Consider the following 22,206-nt stretch of genomic DNA (forward strand, 5'->3'; position numbering starts at 1 on the left):
GCAGCCTATGAGGCGTGTCGCAAGCTGACGCCGCTGCCCTTGTCGAACAGCACCACCTTGTCGGGGTTCCAGGCAAAGCGCACCGCCTGCTCGATGGCGACGTCAGTCCTGGCCGGCACGGTGGCACGCAGCGTCGCGTCGCCGACGCGCAGCGTCAGGATCTTTTCGACGCCGTGATTCTCGACGTCGTGGACGCGCGCCTCGACCGGCGCGCCGCTCTCGAGATAGACGTCCTCGGGACGAATGCCGAAGACGAGCGGGCGACCGTCGGTCGCCGCACCCGCCTTTAGCCCCCCAAAAGTCTTGGCGCCCTGCGAAAAAGGCAGTTCGAAGTTCAACGGAGCCATCACCGCGCGGCCGTTCACAAGCTTGCCGTCGATGAGGTTCATCGGCGGCGAGCCGACGAAGCTTGCCACATAGGTGTCGCGCGGGTTGTTGTAGATCTCGTGCGGCGTACCGGTCTGGACGATGCGGCCATGGTTGAGCACGCCCACCTTGTCGCCCATCGACATCGCCTCGATCTGGTCGTGGGTGACGAACAGGAAGGTGGCGCCGAGCTGCATCTGCAGGTTCTTCAGTTCAGTCCGCAGCGCCTCGCGCAGCTTTGCGTCGAGCGCCGACAGCGGCTCGTCCATCAGAAACACACGCGGCTTGCGCACGATGGCGCGGCCGATCGAGACGCGCTGCATCTCGCCGCCGGACAGCCGATCCGTCTTGCGGTCGAGCAGATGCTCGATCCGCAGCGTACGGGCGGCACGGTCGACGCGATCCTTGATCTCGGCGTCGGGCAGCCGGCGGATTTTCGGCTTGAGCGGGAATTCTAGATTTTCGCGCACCGTGTAGCGCGGATAAAGCGAGTATTGCTGCAGCACCAGCGCCACGTCACGCTCGGCCGCACCCCAGTCGGCGACGTCGACGCCGTCGATGAAGACCTGGCCTTCGCTCGGCTTTTCCAGGCCGGCGATAAGCCGCAGCGTCGTCGTCTTGCCGGCGCCCGTCTCGCCCAGCAGCACGAAGAACTCGCCATCGGCAATATCAAGATCGAGCCCGGTGAGCGCAGTGTGGTTGCCGAAGGTCTTCGAGATGTTCTTGAGCTGGATATGGGCCATCAGAGTCTCACCTCAAGCGACTTGCCGCTTGCCTTGTCGAAGAAGTGCGCCTGGGTCGGGTCGATCCTGGCGAAGACCCTTTCACCGGGTCCGGCAACGAAGCCGCTCTTGGTGCGGGCCCGCAGCAACTCGGTTCCCACCTTGAGATCGACGATGTCGAAGGAGCCGAGCGGCTCGACGATATGCGTGTCGACAGGCACGAAGCCCTCGGTTGCCTCGCGCCGAATGAGCACGCCCTCCGGGCGGATGCCCAGCGCGAGCTGCCGCCCGGCATGGCCGTTGAGCTTCGACAGCAATGCCTGCGGAAATTCGAAGCCGGAAGCCGCGCCGCCGACCGTTACCGAGACCGCGGATCCGGTCTCGGCGACTGCGGCATCGGTGACATTCATCACCGGGCTGCCGACGAATTGCGCCACGAACAGATTTGCCGGCTGCGAATAGACCTCGTCCGGCGTGCCGACCTGCTGCAAGACGCCTGCGTGCATGATGACGATGCGGTCGGCCAGGCTCATGGCCTCGATCTGGTCGTGCGTGACATAGATGGTGGTCGAGCCCTGCTTGATGTGCAGCCGCTTGATTTCCGCGCGCATCTCCTCGCGCAGCTTGGCGTCGAGCGCGCCGATCGGCTCGTCCATCAGCATGGCCTTCGGCCGCCGCACCAGCGCCCGGCCGATGGCGACGCGCTGCATGTCGCCACCCGAGAGGGCCGACGGCTTCTTGTCCAGCAGATCGGTGATCTGCAGCGTCTTGGCCACGGAGCGAACCTCGCTGTCGATCTCCGTCTTGCTCTTGCGCGTGGCACGCAAGGGGAAGGCGATGTTCTCGTAGACGCTCATATGCGGATAGAGCGAGAACGACTGGAACACCATGGCGATGTCGCGGTCGGCGGCCTTCAAATGCTGTACCGGCTTGCCGTCGATGAAGATGTCGCCCTCGTCGATGGTTTCCAGCCCGGCGATGGCGCGCAGCGTTGTCGTCTTGCCGCAGCCCGACTGGCCGAGCAGCACGATGAACTCGTTGTCGGCGATCTTGAGGTTAAGGTCCTTGATGACCTGGACGGCGCCGAAGAATTTCTGGACGCCGCGAAGCTCGATCTGGGTCAATGCTGTGCTCCCGGATTGCGCACCTGGCCGGTGCCGGCCTTTTCCTCGGGCGCGATCTTGGAGGTTACGTTGAAGCCGACGAGTCCGATCAGGATGATGGTCAGGCCATAGGTGTGCAGCAGCATGCTCCAGGGCTGGCAGAGCGCGATGATGCCGAGCACCATCAGGATCTGCGATCCGGGCTCGAGGTATTTCTGGTTGATGGCGCGAAAACTCATTTGCGGATCGCTCCGAAGGACATGCCGCGCAACAGATGGTTGCGAAGCAGGAAGGTGAAGATGGCGACCGGCAGCAGGAACAGGAAGGTTCCGGAGGCGATCACCGTCCAGTCCGGCAGGCCCGAACCGACCTGGCTCGGGATGAAAGGAGGCGCGGTCTGGGCGCGGCGGTTGGTCATGATCAGCGCAAAGGCGTATTCGTTCCACGCGGTGATGAAACAGAACACGGCGGTGGCGGCGATGCCCGTGGCGGCCTCCGGCAGCACGATCTTGAAGAACGCCTCCATGCGCGTGTAGCCGTCGACAAGCGCTGCCTCCTCATACTCCTTCGGGATCTCGTCCATGAAACCCTTCATCAGCCAAACGGAGAAGGACAGGTTGAAGGCGGTGTAGAGAATGATCAGGCCCAGATGCGTGTCGTTGAGCCCGACTGCCCGGTACATCAGGAACATCGGAATGGCGACCACCACCGCCGGCAACATGCGCGTCGACAGGATGAAGAAGAGCAGGTCCGCCTCCCCTTTCACCTTGAAACGCGAGAAGCCATAGGCGGTGAATGTCCCCATGCCGACCGCCAACACCGTCGAGGTGATGGCGATGATGAGCGAATTCAGGAAGCGGCTCGGATATCCCGACCATTGCACCTGGCCCTTGCCGTCGCGCACGATCTTCTCGCCGCCGTCGAACACGACGCGCTCCCACCACGGGGCGGCGGCATATTCTTCGGCCGACGGCGGGCTGCGCAACTGTGAGCGCTTTGTGAAAAGTTTGACGAAAGGCGAGATGGTCGGCTCGAACATCACGGTCGGCGGGATCGTCGTGGCCAGGTTGCGTGGCTTGAACGAGGTCGCCACGATCCAGTAGATCGGCGCCAGGAAGATGATCGTCACCAAAAGAACGGCGACAATAGCGACCTTGTTGAGCGCCCGTTCACCCGAAGTCTGGACGGCCGCCATCTCAGCGCTCCTTAACTTTGTTGAGGTATTTCACATAGATGTTGGTGATCGCCAGCACCATGATCAGCACGATATAGGCAAGCGCGCAGGAGCGCCCTGTCTGCCATTCCTGGAAAGCCATCTTGTAGAGACGGATGGAAATCACCTCGGTGCTCGGCTGCGTCGACAGCACATAGGCAAGATCGAAAGTCTTGAAGGCTTCCATGGTGCGGAAGATGACCGCGATCATCAGGATCGGCGCGACCAGCGGCAGCGTGATGCGGAAGAAGGTATAGAACGGCCCGGCGCGGTCGATCGCGGCAGCTTCATAAAGATGCTTCGGCACCGCCGAAAGCCCGGCGAGCGACAACAGCATGACGAAGGGCGACCACATCCAGATGTCTGTGAACGCGACCGCGTAGAGCGCCATCTTCGGATCGCCGAGCCATTGGAATTTGCCGAGGTCGAGCACGTAGTTGATGACACCCCAGGACGGATCGTAGAGCAGTTTCCAGAACAGGCCGACCACCGCCATCGAAAGCATCATCGGCAAGAGCAGCAATGTCGTGATCAGGCCCTTGAGCGGAATGGTACGATTGAGCAGCATCGCCGTTCCAAAGCCGACGACAACCTGACCGACAACCGAGACGATGACGTATTTCGCGGTCACCGCGAAATTGTTCCAGATGTAAGGGTCGCTGAGGAGCTCGCGATAGTTCTTCAGTCCGACGAAATTGGCCGGCGCATTGGTCGATGCGCGGAAGTCGGTGAAGGAATAGCCGAGCGAATAGATCAACGGAAAGATGTTGAAGACGATCAGGAACACGATCGTCGGGATGATGAAGAGGTTGCGTATCGAAATGTCGCTGAGGCCGCGAGAGGCGGCTCTGGAGGAGGTATTCAGCGGTGTGATCATTGTGGTCGCCAAGACCTGCTCCCATTCCTGAAAAAGAAAACGGAGGAGGCACAGGCCTCCTCCGCACTACATGTCGGTTATTGGCCGCGGCCGTATTTCTTGAACGTGGCGTCCCAATCCTTCGCCAGCGCATCCAGCATATCCTTGGCCGTACCATCGCCGTTTACGATGTACGGATAGACACGCTGGTTGAGCTGCTGCAGCAGTTCCGCATATTCCGGCACCGCCCAGAAGTCCTTGACCTTGAACATCGTGTCGTAGAAGGCCTTGTTGTAGGGCGTGGCGTTCTGGAACTCGGCCGATTCCAGCACGGCCTTGTTGCAGGTGTAGCCGCCGAGGGCTGCCCACTTCTTCTGCGTATCGTCCTGGATGAACCACTTCAGGAATTTCATCGCCTCTTCCTTGTTGTTGGAATAGGAGACGACGGAAATGCCCTGGCCGCCGAGCGCGGCGAATTGCTCACCACCTGGACCTGCCGGGTTGGCGAAGAAGCCGGTGTTCTTGGCATGCGGGTTCGACGCCTCGTTGATCAACGAGGGGAAGAAGGCGAAGTAGTTCATGCTCATCGCCGCCAGGCCTTCGGTGATGGCCTGGTTGTTCTCGACGAAAAAGGCGTTGGTCCAGCCCGGAGGCGTGAAGCCGAACAGCTTGCGGTAGTTTTCTGCCGCGGCTACCGCCTTGTCCGAGTTGATGATGCCGTCGACCTTGTAAGTGCCGAAGTCGCCGAGCTCACCGCCATACGAGAACAGCGCGTTCTCGAAGCCCATCGCCAGGCCGTCATACTGGTTCTGGGTGTAGATGGCGATGCCGTAGCGGTTCTGGTCGGGCCTATTGAAGAACTCCGCGATGTCGGTCATTTCCTTGAAGGTCTTGGGAACGGCAAGTTCGTAGCCATACTTGGCCTTGAACGCTTCCATTTCCTTCGGGTCCTCGAACCAGTCCTTGCGGTAGGCCCAGCCCACTGCGTCGCCCTCGGCCGGGATAGACCAGTATTTGCCGCTGTTGCCGGGATATTCGGAGTAGAACTTGACCGTCGCCGGAGCCATCTTGTCGAGAACCTGGTTCTCTTTGACGAAGTCCGTGAGGTCGACATAGTGACCGCCCTCGGAGGCGGCACCAAGCCATTGCGAGTCGCCGACGACCAGGTCATAGGCGCTGCCCTTGGCGTTGAACTCGGTGAAGGCCTTGGTCTGGAAATCGGCCCACGGGGTGGTTTCCACCGTGATCTTGACGCCGGTTTGCTTCTCGTACTCGTTGCCGAGTTCCTGCAGATAGTTTGCGGGATCCCATTCAGCCCAGAAGATGGTGAGTGACTTTTCCTGCGCGTAAACGGACGTTCCGCAGGCAAGCGTTAAGCCGATACCAGCAAGTACGCTGGTCACTAACTTGCGCATAATGATTTCCTCCCTTGTGCGCGTTCTACCTTATCGTGCGAGCCGGCAACGTGGCCGGCCCTGGTAGTTCCTCCCGTGATCGCACCTTTCCGGTTTCGAGCCTCCTCGCCCCGCCGGAAAATGGATCGCAGCCCTCACTTTCGATCCGCATTTCTGATCCAATCTGGTATTACCAATTTTGCATGCACGTCAAGCCCTTTCTTGGCGGCCTCACGTGGCCATTACTATCGGATTCCTACTTTATCTGCCTGTTTTACCAAGATTTTCCTACTCAGTGATATGATCGGGTATTGTCCGATACCCCACCCAACGACTAATATCGGTAGTGTGCATGCCAATCTGGTCGAACCAGTTAGGGCCTATTTCATGGCTGGCCTCGGATCGAGGCTGCCTCCTTCATCGACCGATTCCGCGACTGCCGCACGCACCAGCGCGCCTGCCGCCCACTGTGCGACCGACATCGTCCGGCGGCTGTCCAACCCCCAGATATCCTTGAGCACGATCAGCACCTCGACGCCGAAGATCAGCGACAGCGCCTGCGCCAGCCGCTTGAAGTCGCGCGGCGGCAAACGGCCCTTGAGCGGCGCGATCGCATCTTTCAGCAAGTCGATGCGATGGCCGCGCGTAAAGGCGGGCTCACCGCCCAGCGTGCCGGCCTGACGTCGCGCCCATTGATCGAGCGACAGCTTCAGTGCTGCCTTGAACGTGGCTTCGAAGGCCTCGATGCGCGGCATGGCCGTATCGAACAGATCGGCGACCCGGCGCTCGGCATTGGCGGAGGTCGATTGCCAGGTGAGGATCGGCCCCAGCCCCTCGTCGACCACCGCTTGCACCAGCACCGCCTGGCTCGGGAAGTAACGATAGGCGGTAGCGCGGGAAACCTCGGCGGCCTCGGCGACCTCGCTGACCGAAGGTGTGACGCCCGCCTGCATCAGCCTTGTTGCCGTCTCCAGCATCAGCCGTTTCGTCCGCGCGCGCGGCCCACGTTCGGGCACTGGACCGGTTGCCCGTTCAGCGTCGTCGCTCGCAGCGGATTGTTGACGTGAGACATTCATGCCAATACGATACGCGCGTCTCAAAAATTTGCAATGGCGTCCGCATCGTCGAGCAGCCCGGGCAATGAGCGATGGAGGCGGCATCGCGCCTGCCAGGATTGGGGGAGCGCAATGAAGCGTATCTATGTGGTGGGTACCGCGGACACCAAGGGCGAGGAACTCGACTTCCTGGCCGATGCGATCGCTGCTGCGGGCGCCATCGTTTGTCGTGTCGATGTCGGAACGCGCGATGCAACCATCCCCGTCGATATCAGCGCGAGGGAAATCGCCGACCATCATCCCGGCGGCCGTGACGCCGTGCTCGGCGGCAATGATCGTGGCGCCGCGGTCGCCGCGATGGGCATCGCCTTCGCCCGCTTTGCCCAATCGCACAACGACATCGCAGCCATGATCGGCATCGGCGGCGGTGGCGGCACATCGATCATCACGTCGGGCATGCGCGCCCTGCCGCTCGGCCTGCCCAAGATCATGGTCTCGACGCTCGCTTCCGGCGATACCGCGCCTTACGTCGACGTTTCCGACATCATCATGATGCCTGCTGTGACCGACATGGCCGGACTGAACCGGCTCTCCCGTGTCGTGCTGCACAATGCCGCCCAGGCGATATCGGGCATGGCGGCAAGGCCGGCGCCACCGCCCGACGGCCGGCCGTCGATCGGCCTCACCATGTTCGGCGTCACCACGCCTTGCGTGACCGCCATCGCCGAGCAGCTCCGTTCTAGATATGACTGCATGGTCTTCCACGCCACCGGCACAGGCGGCCGCAGCATGGAAAAGCTGGCCGACAGCGGCTTGCTGTCCGGCGTCGTAGACATCACCACGACCGAAGTCTGCGACCTGCTATTCGGCGGTGTGCTGCCGGCGACTGACGATCGTTTCGGCGCCATCGCTCGCACGGGGCTGCCCTATGTCGGCTCCGTCGGCGCGCTCGACATGGTGAACTTCTGGGCGCCTTCGACCATCCCGGAGCACTATCGCGATCGGCTGTTCTACGAACACAATCCGAATGTCACGCTGATGCGCACCACGGCGGACGAATGCCGTGCGATCGGCGAGTGGATCGGCACCAGGCTCGCCCGCTGCGGGGGGCCGGTGCATTTTCTCATCCCGGAAAAAGGCGTCTCGGCGCTCGACATCGAAGGCGGCGCCTTCTTCGACCCGGAAGCCGACGCCGTTCTGTTCGATGCCATCGAGCGCACCATCAAGCCCAACAGCAAGCGCCGCGTGACGCGCCTGCCGCTGCACATCAACGATCCCGAATTCGCAAAGGCTGCAACATCAGCCTTCCTCGACATCGCCAGACAGTGAGAGATCCAAAAAATGCCCGGCATACCGCGCAAGGACATATTGAAGAAATTCAGGGGAATGATCGACAAGGGCGTGCCGATCGTCGGCGGCGGCGCCGGCACCGGCCTGTCGGCGAAAGCCGAGGAAGCCGGCGGCATCGACCTCATCATCATCTACAATTCCGGCCGCTACCGGATGGCCGGGCGCGGCTCGGCCGCCGGCCTGCTCGCCTATGGCAACGCCAACGAGATCGTCAAGGAAATGGCCTACGAGGTGCTGCCGGTGGTCAGACACACGCCTGTGCTTGCCGGCGTCAACGGCACCGACCCGTTCGTCATCATGCCGCTGCTGTTGGCCGAGCTGAAGACCATGGGCTTTTCCGGCGTGCAGAACTTTCCCACCATCGGTCTGTTCGACGGAAGCATGCGGCAAAGCTTCGAGGAAACCGGCATGGGCTTCGGCCTCGAGGTCGACATGATCGCCTCGGCGCACAAGCTCGATCTCTTGACCACGCCCTATGTCTTCAACCCCGACGAAGCGCGCGCCATGACCAAAGCCGGCGCCGACATCGTCGTCGCTCATATGGGTGTGACGACCGGCGGTTCGATCGGCGCGACGTCGGCCAAGTCGCTCGACGACTGCGTTGTCGAGATCGACGCCATTGCCAACGCGGCCCGCTCGGTGCGCAAGGATGTCATCCTGCTTTGCCATGGCGGCCCGATCTCTATGCCGGACGACGCCCGCTACATTCTCGACCGCTGCAAGGGCCTGCACGGCTTCTATGGCGCAAGCTCGATGGAACGGCTGCCGGCGGAAGCTGCGATCGCCAGACAGACCGCTGATTTCAAATCGGTGACGTTTGGTGGCGAGAAGACCACGAAGAAAAAGAAGGGATGATGAGAGATGACCGACAAAAGCAAAGTGTTCGTGTACCCGGAGGAAGTCAGCGCCTTCGCCTTCGACTGGGGTAGGCTGGCGTTGACGTGGCGCCCGAGGTGAATGGCGCGACCCGCTTTTCCGGCGGCGTCGTCGACCTGCCGTCCGGCAAGGGCCACACACGCCACAATCATCCCGGTGCCGAGGAAATCATCTTCGTCATCTCCGGCAACGGCGAGCAGATGGTCGAGGACGAGCAGGGCAATCCTGTAGTCGCAAAAGTCGGCCCGGGCTGCACCATCTATGTCCCGGAAAGCCGCTTTCATTCGACGCTCAACACCGGCGACGGGCCGATGCAGCTTTTCGTCGTCTATTCGCCGGCAGGGCCCGAACTGGTTTTGCGGGAATTACCGGACTTCAGGCTGCTTCCGGCGGGGCAGTGATCTTTCCTCCGTCCCGCGTTTGCTGGGAGGCCCCCTCATCCGGCCGCTTCGCGGCCACCTTCTCCCCGAGGGGAGAAGAGACGAGCATCATCGCCGGCTCCCTCCTCTCCCTCGGGGAGAGGTCGGATTGCCCCGAATTGCTCTTCGCAATTCGGGGCAATCCGAGTGAGGGGGCAGCGCCCTTCAGTACCAGCTAGGCCGCACCACCCCTGTTCCATCCCCTGCCACGATCACCGAACATCACATAGCCGGTGTCGGTAACCGCCAGCGTGTCCTCCAGCTTGATGAAGCCGCGCGTCGGGTGGAGCATGGTTGTCTCCACCGACAGCACCATGTTCTTCTCCAGCGGCTTGGCCGCATAGGTGCCTTCATAGGTCACCGGGTGGTTGGTCATCAGGAACGGCGCCTCATGTGTGATCAGGCCCATGCCATGGGCGAAGAAATCCGTGTAGGGCGCGACCTTCGAGGCCTTCAGCACGCCCTCGGCATGGGAAATCATGTCGCCGCCCAGCGTGCCCGCTTTGACCTTGGAGAAGGCCGCCTGCTGCACCGTCTCGACCTCGGCCAGCAAATCTCTAAGTTCGGCATCCAGTTCGCCGAGGATGCCCATGCGGCAGAGGTCGCCGATATAGCCGTGATAATTGCCGCCGGAATCGATTGACAGCACCTCGCCTTTTTTCCACGCCTGCGGTGAAGCGGCGCGGTTGTGGCTGGAGCCCAGCGTCAGCAGGCAATATTCGAAATGAATGCCGCGATTGGTTTCCTCGCGCCGCAGTTGTTCGATCATCTCGCCCTTGGTCGTGCCTTCGCGCGCCCAGGCAATGGTCGCCAGCATGGAATCGGTGATCAGTTCGGAGGCCGTGCGCAGCTTCTCCAGTTCCGCATCGGTCTTGATGGCGCGCATGCGCTCCAGCATGTCGGTCGCGTCGATCAGCCTGGCATCCGGCAACGCCTTGCGGATCAGCGTATAGGCGTCCGACGGCAGGAAGCCAGGCTCGATGCCGATGCGGGCGCCGGCCTTGCCGATCTTCTGCAGATGCTCGACCGCAAGGTTGGCGGCGTCGAGCGTGCCCCAGCAGGCGGCGTGCAGCGTCGGCGTCCAGAACGGGTTGTTCTGATGTTCGCCGCCTTCCATGCGGTTGCCGATATAGGCGGCATGGTCCGGCCCACCCTTTTCGTAGACGACGATCGGCAGGTATCGGCTGTGGCCGATCGCATCCATGGCGGCGAAGAAGATGAACTTGTAGCCGCCCAGAAGATATTGCGTGTTGTGCTTGGAGGTGGCGAGCAGCACATCGATGCCGGCCTCCTCCATCAGCCGGTCGACCCTTGCCTGGTCGAACGGAATATTGCCGACGGCATTCTTGCCCGGAGCAATGTTCATCTCTCTCTCCCTGAATAGCCGGATCGCCGCAGTTCCGCTCCCGATCCCTTGGCAGTGGTCAAATCTGCACCATTTTGCCCATTCTGGTCCAGCCAGAAAGAGATGAAATGTCGCCTCTCTACGTCTCTATGTTGTCATTCGTCGCACATTCAATCAATCTGGTCTTACCAGATTGATCGAACTGAGCCACGCCCTCCAAACTGGTCCAGCGGACGAAAATTTCAAAGCCAAGCGAGGATGCGCCAATTCCGTCTCTGGCGAAACCCTCGGCAAAGCTCATAATTGCCGCCGCAAGGGATGCTGGCGGGCTTGCCGGCGTCCGAGGGGTATTGGCGCACCCGACCGGGTCGCGGAGAGGACGGAGTTCGATCATGTCAGGTTTCACGATTTCCAGACGCACGATGCTTGCCGGTTCGGCAATGCTGCTGGCCTCCACCGCAATGCCGGCACCGGGCTGGGCGCAGACGCCAAAGAAGGGCGGGCGGCTGGTGCTTGCCGCCGATTCCGAACCGCGCAACCTCAACCCGGCGATTGTCGCCTCCAACGGCGTGTTCTTCATCTCCAGCAAGATCGTCGAAACGCTGGCCGAAGCCTCCTTCGACGGCAAGGACGGGCTTGCACCACGGCTGGCGCTGAGCTGGGAAGGTGCCGCCGACGGGCTCTCGGCGACGTTCAAACTGCGCGACGGCGTCAAATGGCATGACGGCAAGCCGTTCACTTCGGCCGACGTCGCCTTTTCGGCGCTGCAGATCTGGAAGCCGCTGCAGAATCTCGGCCGCACTGTGTTCAAGGATCTGGCCAGCGTCGACACGCCCGACGATCTCACCGCCATCTTCAAATTCGCCAAGCCGACGCCGTTCCAGCTGATCCGCAACGCGCTGCCGGCGCTGAGCAGCGTGGTGCCGAAGCACATCTACGAGGTCGGCAAGATCGAGGACAACCCGGCCAACAACGCGCCGATCGGTACCGGGCCGTTCAAATTCGGCGAGTACAAGGCCGGCCAATATTACCGGCTGACGAAGAACACGGATTACTGGGGCAAGGACGAGCCCTATCTCGACGAGATCATCTATCAGGTGCTGCCGGATCGCACGTCAGCGGCGAGCGCGCTGGAGGCCGAGGAGATCCAGCTCGCAGCCTTTTCCGCCGTGCCGCTGGCCGACCTCGACCGCATCTCGAAAGTGCCGGGCCTGAAGGTGATCTCCAAGGGTTACGAAGGGCTGACCTATCAGCTTGTCGTCGAGATCAACCATCGCCGCAAGGAACTGGCCGACCTGAAAGTACGCCAGGCGATCGCGCATGCCATCGACAAGGATTTCGTCATCAAGACGGTGTTCCTCGGCTATGCCGCCACGGCCACCGGTCCGGTGCCGAAGAACGATCCGCAATTCTACACCGCCGATGTGCCGACCTATGCCTTCGACGTCGCCAAGGCCAACGCGCTGCTCGACGAGGCCGGCTACAAGAAAGGTCCGGACGGCAAGCGCTTCACGCTAAAACTGCTGCCTGCGCCCTATTTCAACGAGACCAAGCAGTTCGGCGACTATCTGCGCCAGGCGCTCGCCGCCATCGGCATCGACGCAGAGCTCGTCAACAACGACTCGGCCGCGCATATCAAGGCGGTCTACACCGATCACGCCTTCGACCTCGCTGTCGGCCCGCCGGTGTTCCGCGGCGACCCGGCGATTTCCACCACCATCCTGGTGCAGAGCGGCATTCCGGACGGCGTGCCGTTCTCCAACCAGGGCGGCTACAAGAACGACGCGCTCGACGCGCTCATCGCCAAGGCATCGGAGACGCTCGACGCATCAGCCCGCACCGACCTCTACAAGGAATTCCAGAAGGAGGTGGCCACCGACCTGCCGCTGATCAACGTCGCCGAATGGAGTTTTATCAGCGTCGCGCGCGACACTGTCGGCAACATCGCCAACAACCCGCGCTGGGCGGTGTCGAACTGGGCGGACACGTATTTGGAATCGTGACAGAATTGCGCGGATGAGAGTTTGCGAGAAAAGGGGAATTTGGCCGAAGGCCGAGTTCCTTCACACCCCCCTCTGTCCTACCGGACATCTCCCCCGCAAGGGGGGAGATCGGCTATTTGTCCGCCCCGCCAATTATGCAACCTCGGAAATTGGCGAAACCGTCGGTGACATCCAATCTCCCCCCTTGCGGGGGAGATGTCCGGCAGGACAGAGGGGGGTGCCCAGACACCGCACCTCTCACGATCAGGCCGGCGTCCTTTTCCCATGACCCGCCCCCTCACCCTCATCCGCCGTCGCCTCGTCGGCAGCATCTTCGTGCTGCTGATCGTCGTCATCGGCACCTTCCTGCTGCTCGAAGCTGCCCCCGGCGACGCGGTCGACGCCTATATCGTCTCGACCGGCGGCGACGCCGGCATGATCGAGCTGTTGCGCCATCGCTGGGGCCTCGACCAGTCGGAACTGACGCGGCTGGCCAACTATCTCTGGGCGCTGCTGCATCTCGACCTCGGCCAGTCGGTGACCTTCTCCCGGCCGATCCGCGACGTCATCCTCGAGCGCCTGCCCAACACGCTGCTGTTGATGGTCAGCGCCACCGCGCTTTCCTTCGGGCTCGGCTCGGCACTCGGCATCTATGCCGGCGCGCGGCCGGGCAGTTTTCGCGATCGCTTCCTGTCGATCGGTTCGCTGGCGCTTTATGCCGTGCCTGGGTTCTGGCTCGGACTGGTGCTGATCGTCGTCTTTGCCGTCGATCTGCGCTGGCTGCCGATCGGCGGCATCGAGACGTTGGCCTCTGACAAGACCGGCCTTGATCGCGTCGCCGACATCGCTGTCCATCTTATCCTGCCCGTTTCCGCCCTCGGCTTCATCTATCTGGCGCTCTATCTGCGCATGATGCGCGCCGGCATGGCCGAGGTCTGGCGGCAGGATTTCGTCCTGGCCGCACGCGCCAAAGGGTTGTCACGCCGTCGCATCGTGCTCGCCCACGTCGCCCGCAATGCGCTGCTGCCGCTGGTCACCATGCTCGGCCTGCAGTCGGCGCAGATGCTCGGCGGCAGCGTCGTCATCGAGAGCGTCTTTTCCGTGCCCGGCCTCGGCCGGCTGGCGCAGGAGGCGGTCGCCTCCCGCGACACCCCGCTTCTGCTCGGCATTATCCTCACCAGCGCCGTCCTGGTCATCGTTATCAATTTGCTCGTCGACATCGCCTACGCCTTCCTCGATCCGCGCGTCGGCGCGAGCGAGGCCCGCGCATGAGCCCGCTCCGCCGCTTTCTGCGCGTGCCTGAGGCGGTTGCCGGTGCCATCCTCCTCGCGGCGCTGATTGCCATGGCGCTGTCGGCGTCGCTGCTGTTCCCAGGCGATCCCCAAGCCATCGCCGGCCCCGCACTGCTGCCGCCGTTCCAGGACTGGTCGCTGCCGCTCGGCACCGACCGGCTTGGCCGCAACGTGCTGGCCGAGCTTTTTCATGGCGCCCGCACGTCGCTGGCCGTCGGGCTCGCGGCCGCGGCGGCGGCACTTGTCGTCGGCGCGGTGGTCGGCACATTGGCCGGCTTTGCCGGCGGCCTCGTCGACGAGGTGCTGATGCGCGTCACCGACGCCTTTCAGACCGTGCCGAGCTTCCTGTTGGCGCTGGCCTTCGTCAGCGTCGTCGGACCGTCGCTCGGCGTCGTCGTGATTGCCATCGCTCTCGGCACCTGGACCGGACCGGCTAGAGTAGCCCGCGCTGAAGTCCTCTCCATTCGCGAACGCGATTATGTCGCCGGGGCCAGGGTCATCGGCATGCACCCGCTGGCGATCGCCTTTCGCGAGGTGCTGCCCAACGCCTTGCCACCGGTGCTGGCGATGTCGTCGGTGATCGTCGCCGCCGCGATCCTCACCGAAGCGGCCTTGTCTTTCCTCGGCTTGGGCGACCCCAACCGGGTCACCTGGGGCGGCATGATAGCAGAAGGCCGCGCCGTGCTGCGCACCGCGCCCTTCCTGTCGATCGTCCCGGGCATAGCGTTGGTTCTGACCGTGCTCGGCGTCTATCTCGCTGGTGAAGGCATCGTCGAGACGACGGCAGTCAGGAGAGGCCTTTCGTGACCGCCCTGGCTACGATCCGCGACCTGACGGTGACCTACCGCCGCGACGGCAGCGAGGTGGCGGCACTGAAGAGCGTCAGCCTCGACATCGCCGCTGGCGAACGCCTCGCCATCATCGGCGAAAGCGGCTCGGGCAAGAGCACGCTGGCACTGGCCATTGCCGGGCTGCTGCCGGCTTCTGCCAAGGTTGGAGGTCGCATCGATTGGTTTTTGTCCTCATCGGGCGCCAAGGCACCCCCCTCTGTCCTGCCGGACATCTCCCCCGCAAGGGGGGAGATTACGCTCTCACCTCTGCCTTCGCCAATCACCAATGTCGCGGAAGGGGAGCGGTCGGCGAAGCTGCTGATCTCCCCCCTTGCGGGGGAGATGTCCGGCAGGACAGAGGGGGGTGTGACGGAACGCCAGCCTTTCAAACCCGAACTCAACAAAATCCCCCGCCTCGGCCGCGACATCGGCTTCGTCTTCCAGGACCCGTGCGCCAGCCTCGATCCGGTGATGACCATCGGCAAGCAAATCGCCGAAGTGGCGCGCACGCATCTCGGCCTCACCTGGTCCCAGTCCTATGCCAGGGCCAAAAGCCTGCTCGAGCGCGTCCGCCTGCCAGATCCGGACTCGGCCTTGCGCGCCTTCCCGCATCAGCTCTCCGGCGGCCAGAAGCAGCGTGTGGCGATCGCCGCCGCCATTGCGGCCGGTCCGAAGTTGCTGATCGCCGACGAAGCGACCAGCGCGCTCGATACCATCGTGCAGGCCGAGATCGTCGCCTTGATCAGACGACTGGTGAACGAGGACGGCATGACGCTGCTGTTCATCAGCCATGACATCGCGCTGGCGGCCGAGCTTGCCGAGCGCATCGCCGTTTTCCGTCATGGCCAGTTGGTCGAGCTTGGCATGACGGCGCAGATTGTCGGCGCCCCGGCCCAGCCCTATACGCGTGCATTGCTCGACGCCCATATAGGCCTCGACACCAGGCCGTTGCTGAACCGAGCCAGGCTCCACGCATGAGCCTGCTGGCGGTGTCCAACCTCACCAAGCGCTACCGTCGCGGCGGCAAGACCATCGCTGCCGTCGACGATGTCTCCTTTCACATCGACCCCGGTGAGACGCTGGCGTTGGCCGGACCTTCGGGCAGCGGCAAGTCGACGATCGCGCGGTTGGTGCTGCGATTGATCGAGCCGGACGACGGACGCATCGAATTCGAAAGCGACGATTTCCTGGCCTTGAGCGGCGCCGCGCTGCGAGCACGCCGCGCACGCCTGCAAATGGTGTTCCAGGATCCATTGGCCGCCTTCAACCCTCGCGCCACGGTGGCGCGTGTGCTCGACGATCCCTTGCGCATCCATGGCATCGCCTCCCGCGCCGAGCGCCCGCGCCGCATCGCCGCGTTGCTGGAGCGCGTCGGGCTGACGGCTAATCTCGCGCCGCGCGCCATTCATGAAATCTCCGGCGGCCAGCGGCAGCGTGTCGCCATTGCCCGCGCCATCGTCACGAAGCCGTCGCTGATCGTGCTCGACGAGGCGGTGTCGGCGCTTGACGTCTCCGTGCGCGGGGAGATCCTCGAGCTTTTGCTCGACCTGCAACGCCAGGAAAAGATCGCCTATCTCTTCATTTCACATGATCTCGGCGTCATCAGGTCGGTCGCCCACCGCGTCATCCTTCTCGACGCCGGCCGAATTGCCGAAAACGGCGATGCCCAAACCGTCATCGGCGCGCCGCAATCAGCCATCGGCAAGGCGCTGGTGGCGGCCGCGCCAAGATTGAACCGGGCCGGACCATGATCCCGAAAAGTGAGATCGCAGGCATGACAGCCCAGCATTTGCTTTGCCCAAGGCACCGAGACGGGATGGCGTCGGCACCGATGACCTACCGGGGCGTCGCCGCCCGCGAAATCTTGATGCGGCTGGCGTCGGCCGGCCTCGATTGAGTTCCGGCCGCCACCACCCGTTCGCTCAATAGCCGACGGTGAAGCGCTGCCTGATGTGGGCCGGCTTCTCGATCTCATCGACCATGACGATCGCGTAGTCCTCGAAGGAAATGCTGCTCCCCTTGTCGGAGGCGAGAAGCGTGTCCTTGCCGAGGCGGAATTTGCCGGTGCGCTCGCCCGGCACGAACATCGCGGATGGCGACAGGAACGTCCAATCGAGGTCGCTGACCGTCTTCAATCTGTCGAGAAAGTCGGCGCCCTTCTGCGCTTCTGCCTTGTAGATCGCCGGGAAGTCGGGGCTATCGACCAGCCGCTTGCCCGGTGCGGCTTCGAGACTGCCGGCGCCGCCGACGACGAGATAGCGCTTCACGCCGGAGGCCCGCACAGCGGCAATCAGCGTGTCGGCGTCGCTGTCCAGAAAATGCACCGTGCTGATCACCACATCATGGCCGCGGATCAGATCGGCAAGACCCTGCTCGTCGAAGACGTCGCCCTTCCTGGCCGTCACGCGTGGCAGCGCCGCGATCTTTTCCGGGTTGCGCGCAATGCCGGTGACGGTGTGGCCGCGATCGGAGAGTTCTTTGAGAAGGCGCGAACCAACTGCGCCGGATGCACCAATGAGAGCGACTTTTGCCATGTCTTTCAGTTCCCTTGTTGAAGATTTGCTGGGGATCACGCCGCCGCGATATGGGCGACGAGATTGTCGAAGCTGCCGAACAGTGCGTTCGAACCGATGAGCCGGGGCGCATCGTTGCGGATGACCGCCAGCGAAGGCACGCCATCGGCATGCAGGCGCTGTAACAGCGCGCGGCCGCGGCCGACCATCTCGCGGTAGGCCGTCAGCAATGTTTCGGTCGGCGCCTTGAGCATCTCGGCGGCGTCCGCCATGCCGGCGGCGGCGAGCACCTCGGCCACACCGCCGATCGTCACGACATCGCGTCCATCCACGTAGCGCGCCCGCTGGATCGTCTTCAGCGCGGCAAGCCGGCGGCTGGGATCTTCCAGGCCGGCGGCACTGATACCGAGCGTGGCGGCATGCGAGTCGAGCAGGGTTCCGCGGACGCCAAGGACATTGTGCCGGTAGGCCGGTGTGAACACTTGTCCGGTCAGGCGCTCGATGCGCTGGTCGTTCGCCCAGGCATGGGCGGCAAAACCTTCATCCATCGGACGCGCGCCGGCGCCGGAGAACAGGCCGGTCGGCAGCAGTTCGACGTTCAGGCCGGCGGCCGGCAACCGGTCGAGCATCGGGGTGGCGCCATAGCACCAGCCGCAGAGCGGATCGAAAAGATAGGTCACTTCTGAATTGCTCATAGTCGCTGCCATTCCTGTCCGGCCACCGGACTCATCGAGGCCGTCGCTCGTATGTGGCAGACGGCGGCCTTGCGATAAATGGCGCCCAATTATACAAACTGTCTGATCTGATCATACAAAGGGCAGCCAGCTTGGCCGAACTTCTGAACCTCAATCGGCTGGCTTATTTCACCACGGTGATGGAAACCGGCTCGTTCACTGCCGCGGCCGACCGGCTTGGCGTCGCCAAGGCCGTGGTCAGCCATCAGATCGGCAAGCTCGAAGAGGAGCTGGGCGCAACGCTGCTGCAGCGCACGACCCGGCGTGTCACGCCGACCGAAGAGGGTCGCCTCTTTTATGACCGCGCGATGATCATCCTGCGCGAAGCGGAGGCGGCCTATGGCGAAATCTCGCGCGGAGCCGTCGAACCGAGCGGAACGCTGAGGCTCACGGCGCCACTCGACTACGGCACCAAGATGGTGGCTCCGGTCATGGCGGCCTATCTCAGAACCTATCCGCATATGCGCGTCGAGGCGATCTTCGACGACGCCGTCAGCAATCTGGTGGACGAGCAGATCGATCTCGGCATCCGCGTCGGCTGGCTCACCGATTCCTCGAACCAGGCGCGGCGCCTGGGGACGATCCGGCAGATCGTGGTGGCGAGCCCTGGCTTCGCGGCGAGCCTGCCGCCCGACGTGACGCCGCGCCAGGCAAGATCGCTGGCCTGGGTCGGCAACACCCAGTTGCGCGGCATCGGCCAATGGCTGTTTTCCAGGGACGGCGAAACGGTGCTGACCGAACTCAATCCGGTCGTCATGTGCGACAAGAGCCCCGCCGCCCTGGCTTGTGTGCTCGCCGGCATCGGGCTCGGCGTCTTTCCGGACTACAGCGTCAGCGACGATATCGCCGAGGGGCGACTGGTGCCGGTGTTTGCCGACTGGAGCCTGCCGTCAGGCGGCATCCACGCGGTCTTTCCGCCGGCCAGGTTCCGGCCCGCCAAGGTGCGCACCTTCGTCGATCTGCTCGCGGCGGCCGAGAGACGGCGATCGCGCGGTGTTGCCGCGGCCTGAAGCCGATGGCGGTCAGCGGGCCTCTTGCAGGATCATCTCGGCTGCCTTTTCCGCGATCATGACGACCGGCGAGTTGGTGTTGCCCGAGACGATTGTCGGCATGATCGAGGCATCGACCACGCGCAGCCCGCCAAGCCCGTGAACACGCAGGGCCTCGTCGACCACCGCCATCGTATCCGAACCCATCTTGCAGGTGCCGACGGGGTGGAAAATCGTCGTGCCGATATCGCCGGCCTTGCGGATGAGCTCTTCGTCGCTGTCATACTGCGTGCCGGGCAGCATCTCTTCCGGCGCAAAGCGCGCCACCGCTTTTGCCTTCATCAGACTGCGGACATGGCGCAACGACGCGACGGCCACGCTGCGGTCCCCCTCGGTGGAAAGATAGTTCGGGCGGATCTTCGCCGCCTCCCGCGCATCGGCTGAACCCATGTGCACGCTGCCCCGGCTTTCCGGACGCAGATTGCAGACCGAGACGGTGACCGCGGGAAAACGATGCAGCGGCTCGCCCAGACGGTCGGTGCTCAGCGGCTGCACGTGATATTCGAGATCGGGCGTTGCGAGGCGTGGATCGCTCCTGGCGAAGATGCCGAGCTGGCTCGGCGCCATCGACAGTGGCCCGCTGCGCTTGAGCGCGTATTCCAGCCCCATCGACGCACGGCTGACCAGATTGTGGTAGCGCTGGTTGAGCGTGGCGGTGTTGGCGACCTTGAAGACGGTGCGAATCTGCAAATGGTCCTGCAGGTTTTCTCCAACGCCCGGCAAGGCATGACGAACATCCAGGCCGATGCTCGAAAGCAGGTCGGGGCGGCCCACCCCCGACAGTTCGAGCAGCTTCGGCGAGTTGATGGCACCGGCCGCAAGGATCGTCTGTCCAGCGCGGATCTGGTGTAGGCGGCCGCCTTGGCGGAAAACCAGTCCGGTGACGCGCCGGCCGTCGAATTCGAGCCGTTCGGTCTCCGCGCCGAGCACCACGCGCAGGTTCTTGCGCCCCGCGATGCCGCGCAAAAACGCCTTCGACGTGTTCCAGCGCACGCCCTTCCTTTGGTTGACCTCGAAATAACCCGAGCCTTCATTGGTGCCGGTGTTGAAGTCTTCGGTGCGCGGAATGCCGAGTTCCTCGGCAGCGTCCCGAAAGGCGTCTAGGATCGGCCACGACAGCCGCTGCCGTTCGACCCGCCACTCGCCGCCACCGCCGTGCATGGCACTCTTGCCGCCGTGATAGTCTTCCGATTTGAGGAAATAGGGCAACACGTCGTCCCAGCCCCAGCCGGCATTGCCGGCCTGCCGCCAACCATCATAGTCGGCAGCCTGGCCTCGCATGTAGATCATGCCGTTGATCGATGAACAGCCGCCGAGCACCTTGCCGCGCGGATAGTTGAGGCTGCGTCCATTGAGACCGGCTTCCGGCTCGGTCTTCATCATCCAGTCGGTGCGCGGGTTGCCCATGCAGAAGAGATAGCCGATCGGGATATCGACCCAGTGATAGCGGTCGCTGCCCCCGGCCTCGAGCAGCAGCACATTGTTGCGCGGATCGGCGGAGAGCCGGTTGGCGAGCACGCAGCCGGCGGAGCCGGCCCCGACGATGACGTAGTCGTAACTGCCGAACGGGGACGGTGGAGCTTCGGTCACGTGCGCGCCTGCTGTCCGGCGATGCGCTCCCACATCGGGGTCATCGCCTGGTTGATCTCGCCGTACAGTCGATACCGCCGTGCATACGCGTCGGCAACCGCCTCGTCAGGCACAAAGTGTCGAGCGGCCGCAGTCATGGCGGCGGCACCTGCGCTGTAGTCCGCGAAGATGCCGACCCCGGTGCCCGCCGCGATCGCCGCTCCCAGCGCGCCGGTTTCGCGGCTGCGCGCCACAGTGACGGGCACGCCGAGCACATCGGCGAATATCTGCGGCCAGACGCTGCTGCGCGAGCCGCCGCCAGACAGCACCACCTGGTCGAAATCGGCGCCCGCTTTGTGCAAGGTCTCGACATGGCGCTTGTGCTCGAAGGCGACGCCCTCGAACAGCGCACGAAGCAGATGTGCTCGGCTGTGCCAGCCGGCGATACCGTAGAAGCCGGCGCGCGCATGGCCATTCTGCTGCGAGCCGTAGAGGAAGGGATGATAGATCGGGATGTCACTGTTAGGATCGACTGACGCCACCAGTTCGCTGCACAATTCGAACGGCGACTTGCCGGCTTCGCCGCCATGTTCGAGGAATTCGCGAACGATCCATTCGAGATTGGCGGCCGAGGTGGCACTGGATTCGATCGCCAGATAGCGCTGGCGATCGAAAGTCGACAGCATGAAGATCGAAGGGTCGCGGATCGGTTCGTCGGTGATGACCTGATTGATGCTCCAGGTTCCGGCGATGACCGAGGCGGCACCGGTTCTGGTCACGCCCGAACCGACCGCGCTGGCGACGACATCGAACAGCCCGGCGACGACAGGCGTGCCGGCGCGCAGTCCCGTCAGGGCCGCCACGTCCTCGCTGACATGACCGGCAATGTCGGCCGATTCCAGCACTGGCGGCAGCAGGTCCGCGCAGTCGCCGAGCCCATAGGCGGCAAGCAGGTCCGGCTCGTAACGCCGATCCCGCATCTGCAGCAGGCCGCAGCCCGACATGTCGGAGGTATCGCTGCTGCGCGCACCTGTCAGGCGGTTGACGACGAAATCCTTGCACAGGAAGACGGTGCCGATGCTGGCGAACAAGGCCGGCGAAAAGCGCTTGAGCCAGGCAAGCAGGGTCGGTGTCTGCGCCGCCCACGGCCGTTGCAGGCAATGTGTATAGGTGCGGTCGCCGACATTCTCTTTTGCCCATTCGGCAACGATGCCGACCGCGCGTGTGTCGAGCGACTGGATGCCGATCAATGGCGCACCATCGCGATCGAGCGCGTAGAGCCCGTTGCCATGACCGGCGCAGCCGATGGCAACAATCTCGCCGGCGTCGATACCGGCTTCAGCAATGCATTGACCGATGACCGAAACCGCGTTGCGCCAGAGTTCGTCGAGGTCGCGTTCGACATGTCCGGGCTTTGGCATGGACGAGCGGCCGTCACGGGCGGCGAATGCCAGCTCGCGGCCGGACAAGTCGAAGAGGATGGCCTTGATGACGGTGTTGCCGGCATCGAGGCCGAGGATGTAGCTTGCCATTGGCGC

The 22,206-nt window shown here is 63.5% G+C and carries 21 protein-coding genes and 1 pseudogene; 9 read left to right on the top strand and 13 right to left on the bottom strand.

Going from position 1 to position 22,206, the window contains the following annotated elements; genetic code table 11:
• Positions 1–5: 5 nt before the first annotated feature.
• The 7 genes from NKI69_RS31345 to NKI69_RS31375 form a co-directional block, all read right to left on the bottom strand.
• The gene (locus NKI69_RS31345; RefSeq protein ID WP_128304526.1) at positions 6–1,109 is read right to left on the bottom strand and encodes an ABC transporter ATP-binding protein; all 1,104 of its coding nucleotides are present in this window, start codon (positions 1,107–1,109) and stop codon (positions 6–8) included.
• Positions 1,109–2,212 carry an ABC transporter ATP-binding protein gene (locus tag NKI69_RS31350; RefSeq protein ID WP_023812449.1) on the bottom strand — a complete coding sequence of 368 codons (1,104 nt, stop codon included), beginning with the start codon at positions 2,210–2,212 and terminating at the stop codon, positions 1,109–1,111. The genes NKI69_RS31345 and NKI69_RS31350 overlap by 1 nt, the downstream gene beginning before the upstream one ends.
• Positions 2,209–2,430: a hypothetical protein gene (locus NKI69_RS31355; RefSeq protein WP_127293505.1), complete on the bottom strand. Its 222-nt coding sequence runs from the start codon at positions 2,428–2,430 to the stop codon at positions 2,209–2,211. The genes NKI69_RS31350 and NKI69_RS31355 overlap by 4 nt, the downstream gene beginning before the upstream one ends.
• Entirely contained in the window at positions 2,427–3,386 is a 960-nt protein-coding gene (locus NKI69_RS31360; protein WP_013529496.1) for a carbohydrate ABC transporter permease, read from the bottom strand. The genes NKI69_RS31355 and NKI69_RS31360 overlap by 4 nt, the downstream gene beginning before the upstream one ends.
• Position 3,387: 1 nt before the next feature.
• Positions 3,388–4,293, bottom strand: a complete 906-nt coding sequence (locus NKI69_RS31365) for a carbohydrate ABC transporter permease (protein ID WP_013529495.1) — start codon at positions 4,291–4,293, stop codon at positions 3,388–3,390.
• Positions 4,294–4,358: 65 nt separating this feature from the next.
• Positions 4,359–5,675 carry an ABC transporter substrate-binding protein gene (locus NKI69_RS31370; protein WP_352612884.1) on the bottom strand — a complete coding sequence of 439 codons (1,317 nt, stop codon included), beginning with the start codon at positions 5,673–5,675 and terminating at the stop codon, positions 4,359–4,361.
• Between the two features lie 359 nt (positions 5,676–6,034).
• Complete coding sequence (locus NKI69_RS31375; protein WP_352723242.1) at positions 6,035–6,730, bottom strand: TetR/AcrR family transcriptional regulator; 696 nt, start codon at positions 6,728–6,730, stop codon at positions 6,035–6,037.
• A 111-nt stretch (positions 6,731–6,841) separates the two neighbouring features.
• Here NKI69_RS31375 and NKI69_RS31380 point away from each other — a divergent pair, with 111 nt between their 5' ends.
• From NKI69_RS31380 to NKI69_RS31390, 3 genes and pseudogenes are all read left to right on the top strand, one after another.
• Complete coding sequence (locus tag NKI69_RS31380; RefSeq protein ID WP_352723245.1) at positions 6,842–8,038, top strand: Tm-1-like ATP-binding domain-containing protein; 1,197 nt, start codon at positions 6,842–6,844, stop codon at positions 8,036–8,038.
• A 12-nt stretch (positions 8,039–8,050) separates the two neighbouring features.
• Entirely contained in the window at positions 8,051–8,914 is an 864-nt protein-coding gene (locus NKI69_RS31385; RefSeq protein ID WP_352723246.1) for a phosphoenolpyruvate hydrolase family protein, read from the top strand.
• 6 nt (positions 8,915–8,920) lie between these two features.
• Positions 8,921–9,336, top strand: a pseudogene (locus tag NKI69_RS31390) (cupin domain-containing protein).
• 193 nt (positions 9,337–9,529) lie between these two features.
• On the opposite strand, the gene NKI69_RS31395 reads toward NKI69_RS31390, so the two are convergent.
• Together NKI69_RS31395 and NKI69_RS31400 are read right to left on the bottom strand one after the other, a co-directional pair.
• Positions 9,530–10,720, bottom strand: a complete 1,191-nt coding sequence (locus NKI69_RS31395) for a M24 family metallopeptidase (RefSeq protein ID WP_352723247.1) — start codon at positions 10,718–10,720, stop codon at positions 9,530–9,532.
• A gap of 118 nt (positions 10,721–10,838) precedes the next feature.
• Positions 10,839–11,093, bottom strand: coding sequence for a hypothetical protein (locus NKI69_RS31400; protein ID WP_352723249.1), 255 nt, complete (start codon positions 11,091–11,093; stop codon positions 10,839–10,841).
• On the opposite strand from NKI69_RS31400, the gene NKI69_RS31405 reads away from it, so the two are divergent.
• From NKI69_RS31405 to NKI69_RS31425, 5 genes are all read left to right on the top strand, one after another.
• Positions 11,092–12,702 carry an ABC transporter substrate-binding protein gene (locus tag NKI69_RS31405; protein ID WP_352723251.1) on the top strand — a complete coding sequence of 537 codons (1,611 nt, stop codon included), beginning with the start codon at positions 11,092–11,094 and terminating at the stop codon, positions 12,700–12,702. The genes NKI69_RS31400 and NKI69_RS31405 overlap by 2 nt on opposite strands.
• A 264-nt stretch (positions 12,703–12,966) precedes the next feature.
• A complete protein-coding gene (locus NKI69_RS31410; RefSeq protein WP_352723252.1) occupies positions 12,967–13,953 on the top strand; it encodes an ABC transporter permease in 987 nt (328 codons plus the stop codon).
• Positions 13,950–14,780 (top strand): ABC transporter permease, encoded by an 831-nt coding sequence (locus NKI69_RS31415; RefSeq protein WP_352440807.1) that lies wholly within the window; start codon positions 13,950–13,952, stop codon positions 14,778–14,780. The genes NKI69_RS31410 and NKI69_RS31415 overlap by 4 nt, the downstream gene beginning before the upstream one ends.
• The gene (locus tag NKI69_RS31420; protein ID WP_352723254.1) at positions 14,777–15,781 is read left to right on the top strand and encodes an ABC transporter ATP-binding protein; all 1,005 of its coding nucleotides are present in this window, start codon (positions 14,777–14,779) and stop codon (positions 15,779–15,781) included. The genes NKI69_RS31415 and NKI69_RS31420 overlap by 4 nt, the downstream gene beginning before the upstream one ends.
• Complete coding sequence (locus tag NKI69_RS31425; RefSeq protein ID WP_352440805.1) at positions 15,778–16,554, top strand: ABC transporter ATP-binding protein; 777 nt, start codon at positions 15,778–15,780, stop codon at positions 16,552–16,554. The genes NKI69_RS31420 and NKI69_RS31425 overlap by 4 nt, the downstream gene beginning before the upstream one ends.
• 171 nt (positions 16,555–16,725) lie before the next feature.
• Here NKI69_RS31425 and NKI69_RS31430 read toward each other — a convergent pair whose 3' ends face one another.
• A complete protein-coding gene (locus NKI69_RS31430; protein ID WP_352440804.1) occupies positions 16,726–17,337 on the bottom strand; it encodes an NAD(P)-dependent oxidoreductase in 612 nt (203 codons plus the stop codon).
• Positions 17,338–17,372: 35 nt separating this feature from the next.
• Complete coding sequence (locus NKI69_RS31435; RefSeq protein WP_352440803.1) at positions 17,373–18,011, bottom strand: DsbA family protein; 639 nt, start codon at positions 18,009–18,011, stop codon at positions 17,373–17,375.
• A gap of 131 nt (positions 18,012–18,142) precedes the next feature.
• Here NKI69_RS31435 and NKI69_RS31440 point away from each other — a divergent pair, with 131 nt between their 5' ends.
• Complete coding sequence (locus NKI69_RS31440; RefSeq protein ID WP_352440802.1) at positions 18,143–19,060, top strand: LysR family transcriptional regulator; 918 nt, start codon at positions 18,143–18,145, stop codon at positions 19,058–19,060.
• Between the two features lie 12 nt (positions 19,061–19,072).
• On the opposite strand, the gene NKI69_RS31445 is transcribed toward NKI69_RS31440, so the two are convergent.
• Together NKI69_RS31445 and NKI69_RS31450 are read right to left on the bottom strand one after the other, a co-directional pair.
• On the bottom strand, positions 19,073–20,689 hold the full coding sequence (locus NKI69_RS31445) for a GMC family oxidoreductase (protein WP_352723256.1): 1,617 nt from the start codon (positions 20,687–20,689) through the stop codon (positions 19,073–19,075).
• Positions 20,686–22,200 carry an FGGY-family carbohydrate kinase gene (locus NKI69_RS31450; protein ID WP_352723258.1) on the bottom strand — a complete coding sequence of 505 codons (1,515 nt, stop codon included), beginning with the start codon at positions 22,198–22,200 and terminating at the stop codon, positions 20,686–20,688. The genes NKI69_RS31445 and NKI69_RS31450 overlap by 4 nt, the downstream gene beginning before the upstream one ends.
• Between the last annotated feature and the right edge of the window lie 6 nt (positions 22,201–22,206).

This window comes from Mesorhizobium sp. M0491, from assembly GCF_040321265.1.
Classification (GTDB): domain Bacteria; phylum Pseudomonadota; class Alphaproteobacteria; order Rhizobiales; family Rhizobiaceae; genus Mesorhizobium.

Bases quoted from the DNA above. Each gene is read 5' to 3' on its own strand.
- NKI69_RS31345 (WP_128304526.1), bottom strand. From the start codon at position 1,109: ATGGCCCATATCCAGCTCAAGAACATCTCGAAGACCTTCGGCAACCAC.
- NKI69_RS31355 (WP_127293505.1), bottom strand. From the start codon at position 2,430: ATGAGTTTTCGCGCCATCAACCAGAAATACCTCGAGCCCGGATCGCAG.
- NKI69_RS31360 (WP_013529496.1), bottom strand. From the start codon at position 3,386: ATGGCGGCCGTCCAGACTTCGGGTGAACGGGCGCTCAACAAGGTCGCT.
- NKI69_RS31370 (WP_352612884.1), bottom strand. From the start codon at position 5,675: ATGCGCAAGTTAGTGACCAGCGTACTTGCTGGTATCGGCTTAACGCTT.
- NKI69_RS31375 (WP_352723242.1), bottom strand. From the start codon at position 6,730: ATGAATGTCTCACGTCAACAATCCGCTGCGAGCGACGACGCTGAACGG.
- NKI69_RS31380 (WP_352723245.1), top strand. From the start codon at position 6,842: ATGAAGCGTATCTATGTGGTGGGTACCGCGGACACCAAGGGCGAGGAA.
- NKI69_RS31385 (WP_352723246.1), top strand. From the start codon at position 8,051: ATGCCCGGCATACCGCGCAAGGACATATTGAAGAAATTCAGGGGAATG.
- NKI69_RS31395 (WP_352723247.1), bottom strand. From the start codon at position 10,720: ATGAACATTGCTCCGGGCAAGAATGCCGTCGGCAATATTCCGTTCGAC.
- NKI69_RS31405 (WP_352723251.1), top strand. From the start codon at position 11,092: ATGTCAGGTTTCACGATTTCCAGACGCACGATGCTTGCCGGTTCGGCA.
- NKI69_RS31400 (WP_352723249.1), bottom strand. From the start codon at position 11,093: ATGATCGAACTCCGTCCTCTCCGCGACCCGGTCGGGTGCGCCAATACC.
- NKI69_RS31410 (WP_352723252.1), top strand. From the start codon at position 12,967: ATGACCCGCCCCCTCACCCTCATCCGCCGTCGCCTCGTCGGCAGCATC.
- NKI69_RS31415 (WP_352440807.1), top strand. From the start codon at position 13,950: ATGAGCCCGCTCCGCCGCTTTCTGCGCGTGCCTGAGGCGGTTGCCGGT.
- NKI69_RS31425 (WP_352440805.1), top strand. From the start codon at position 15,778: ATGAGCCTGCTGGCGGTGTCCAACCTCACCAAGCGCTACCGTCGCGGC.
- NKI69_RS31430 (WP_352440804.1), bottom strand. From the start codon at position 17,337: ATGGCAAAAGTCGCTCTCATTGGTGCATCCGGCGCAGTTGGTTCGCGC.
- NKI69_RS31435 (WP_352440803.1), bottom strand. From the start codon at position 18,011: ATGAGCAATTCAGAAGTGACCTATCTTTTCGATCCGCTCTGCGGCTGG.
- NKI69_RS31450 (WP_352723258.1), bottom strand. From the start codon at position 22,200: ATGGCAAGCTACATCCTCGGCCTCGATGCCGGCAACACCGTCATCAAG.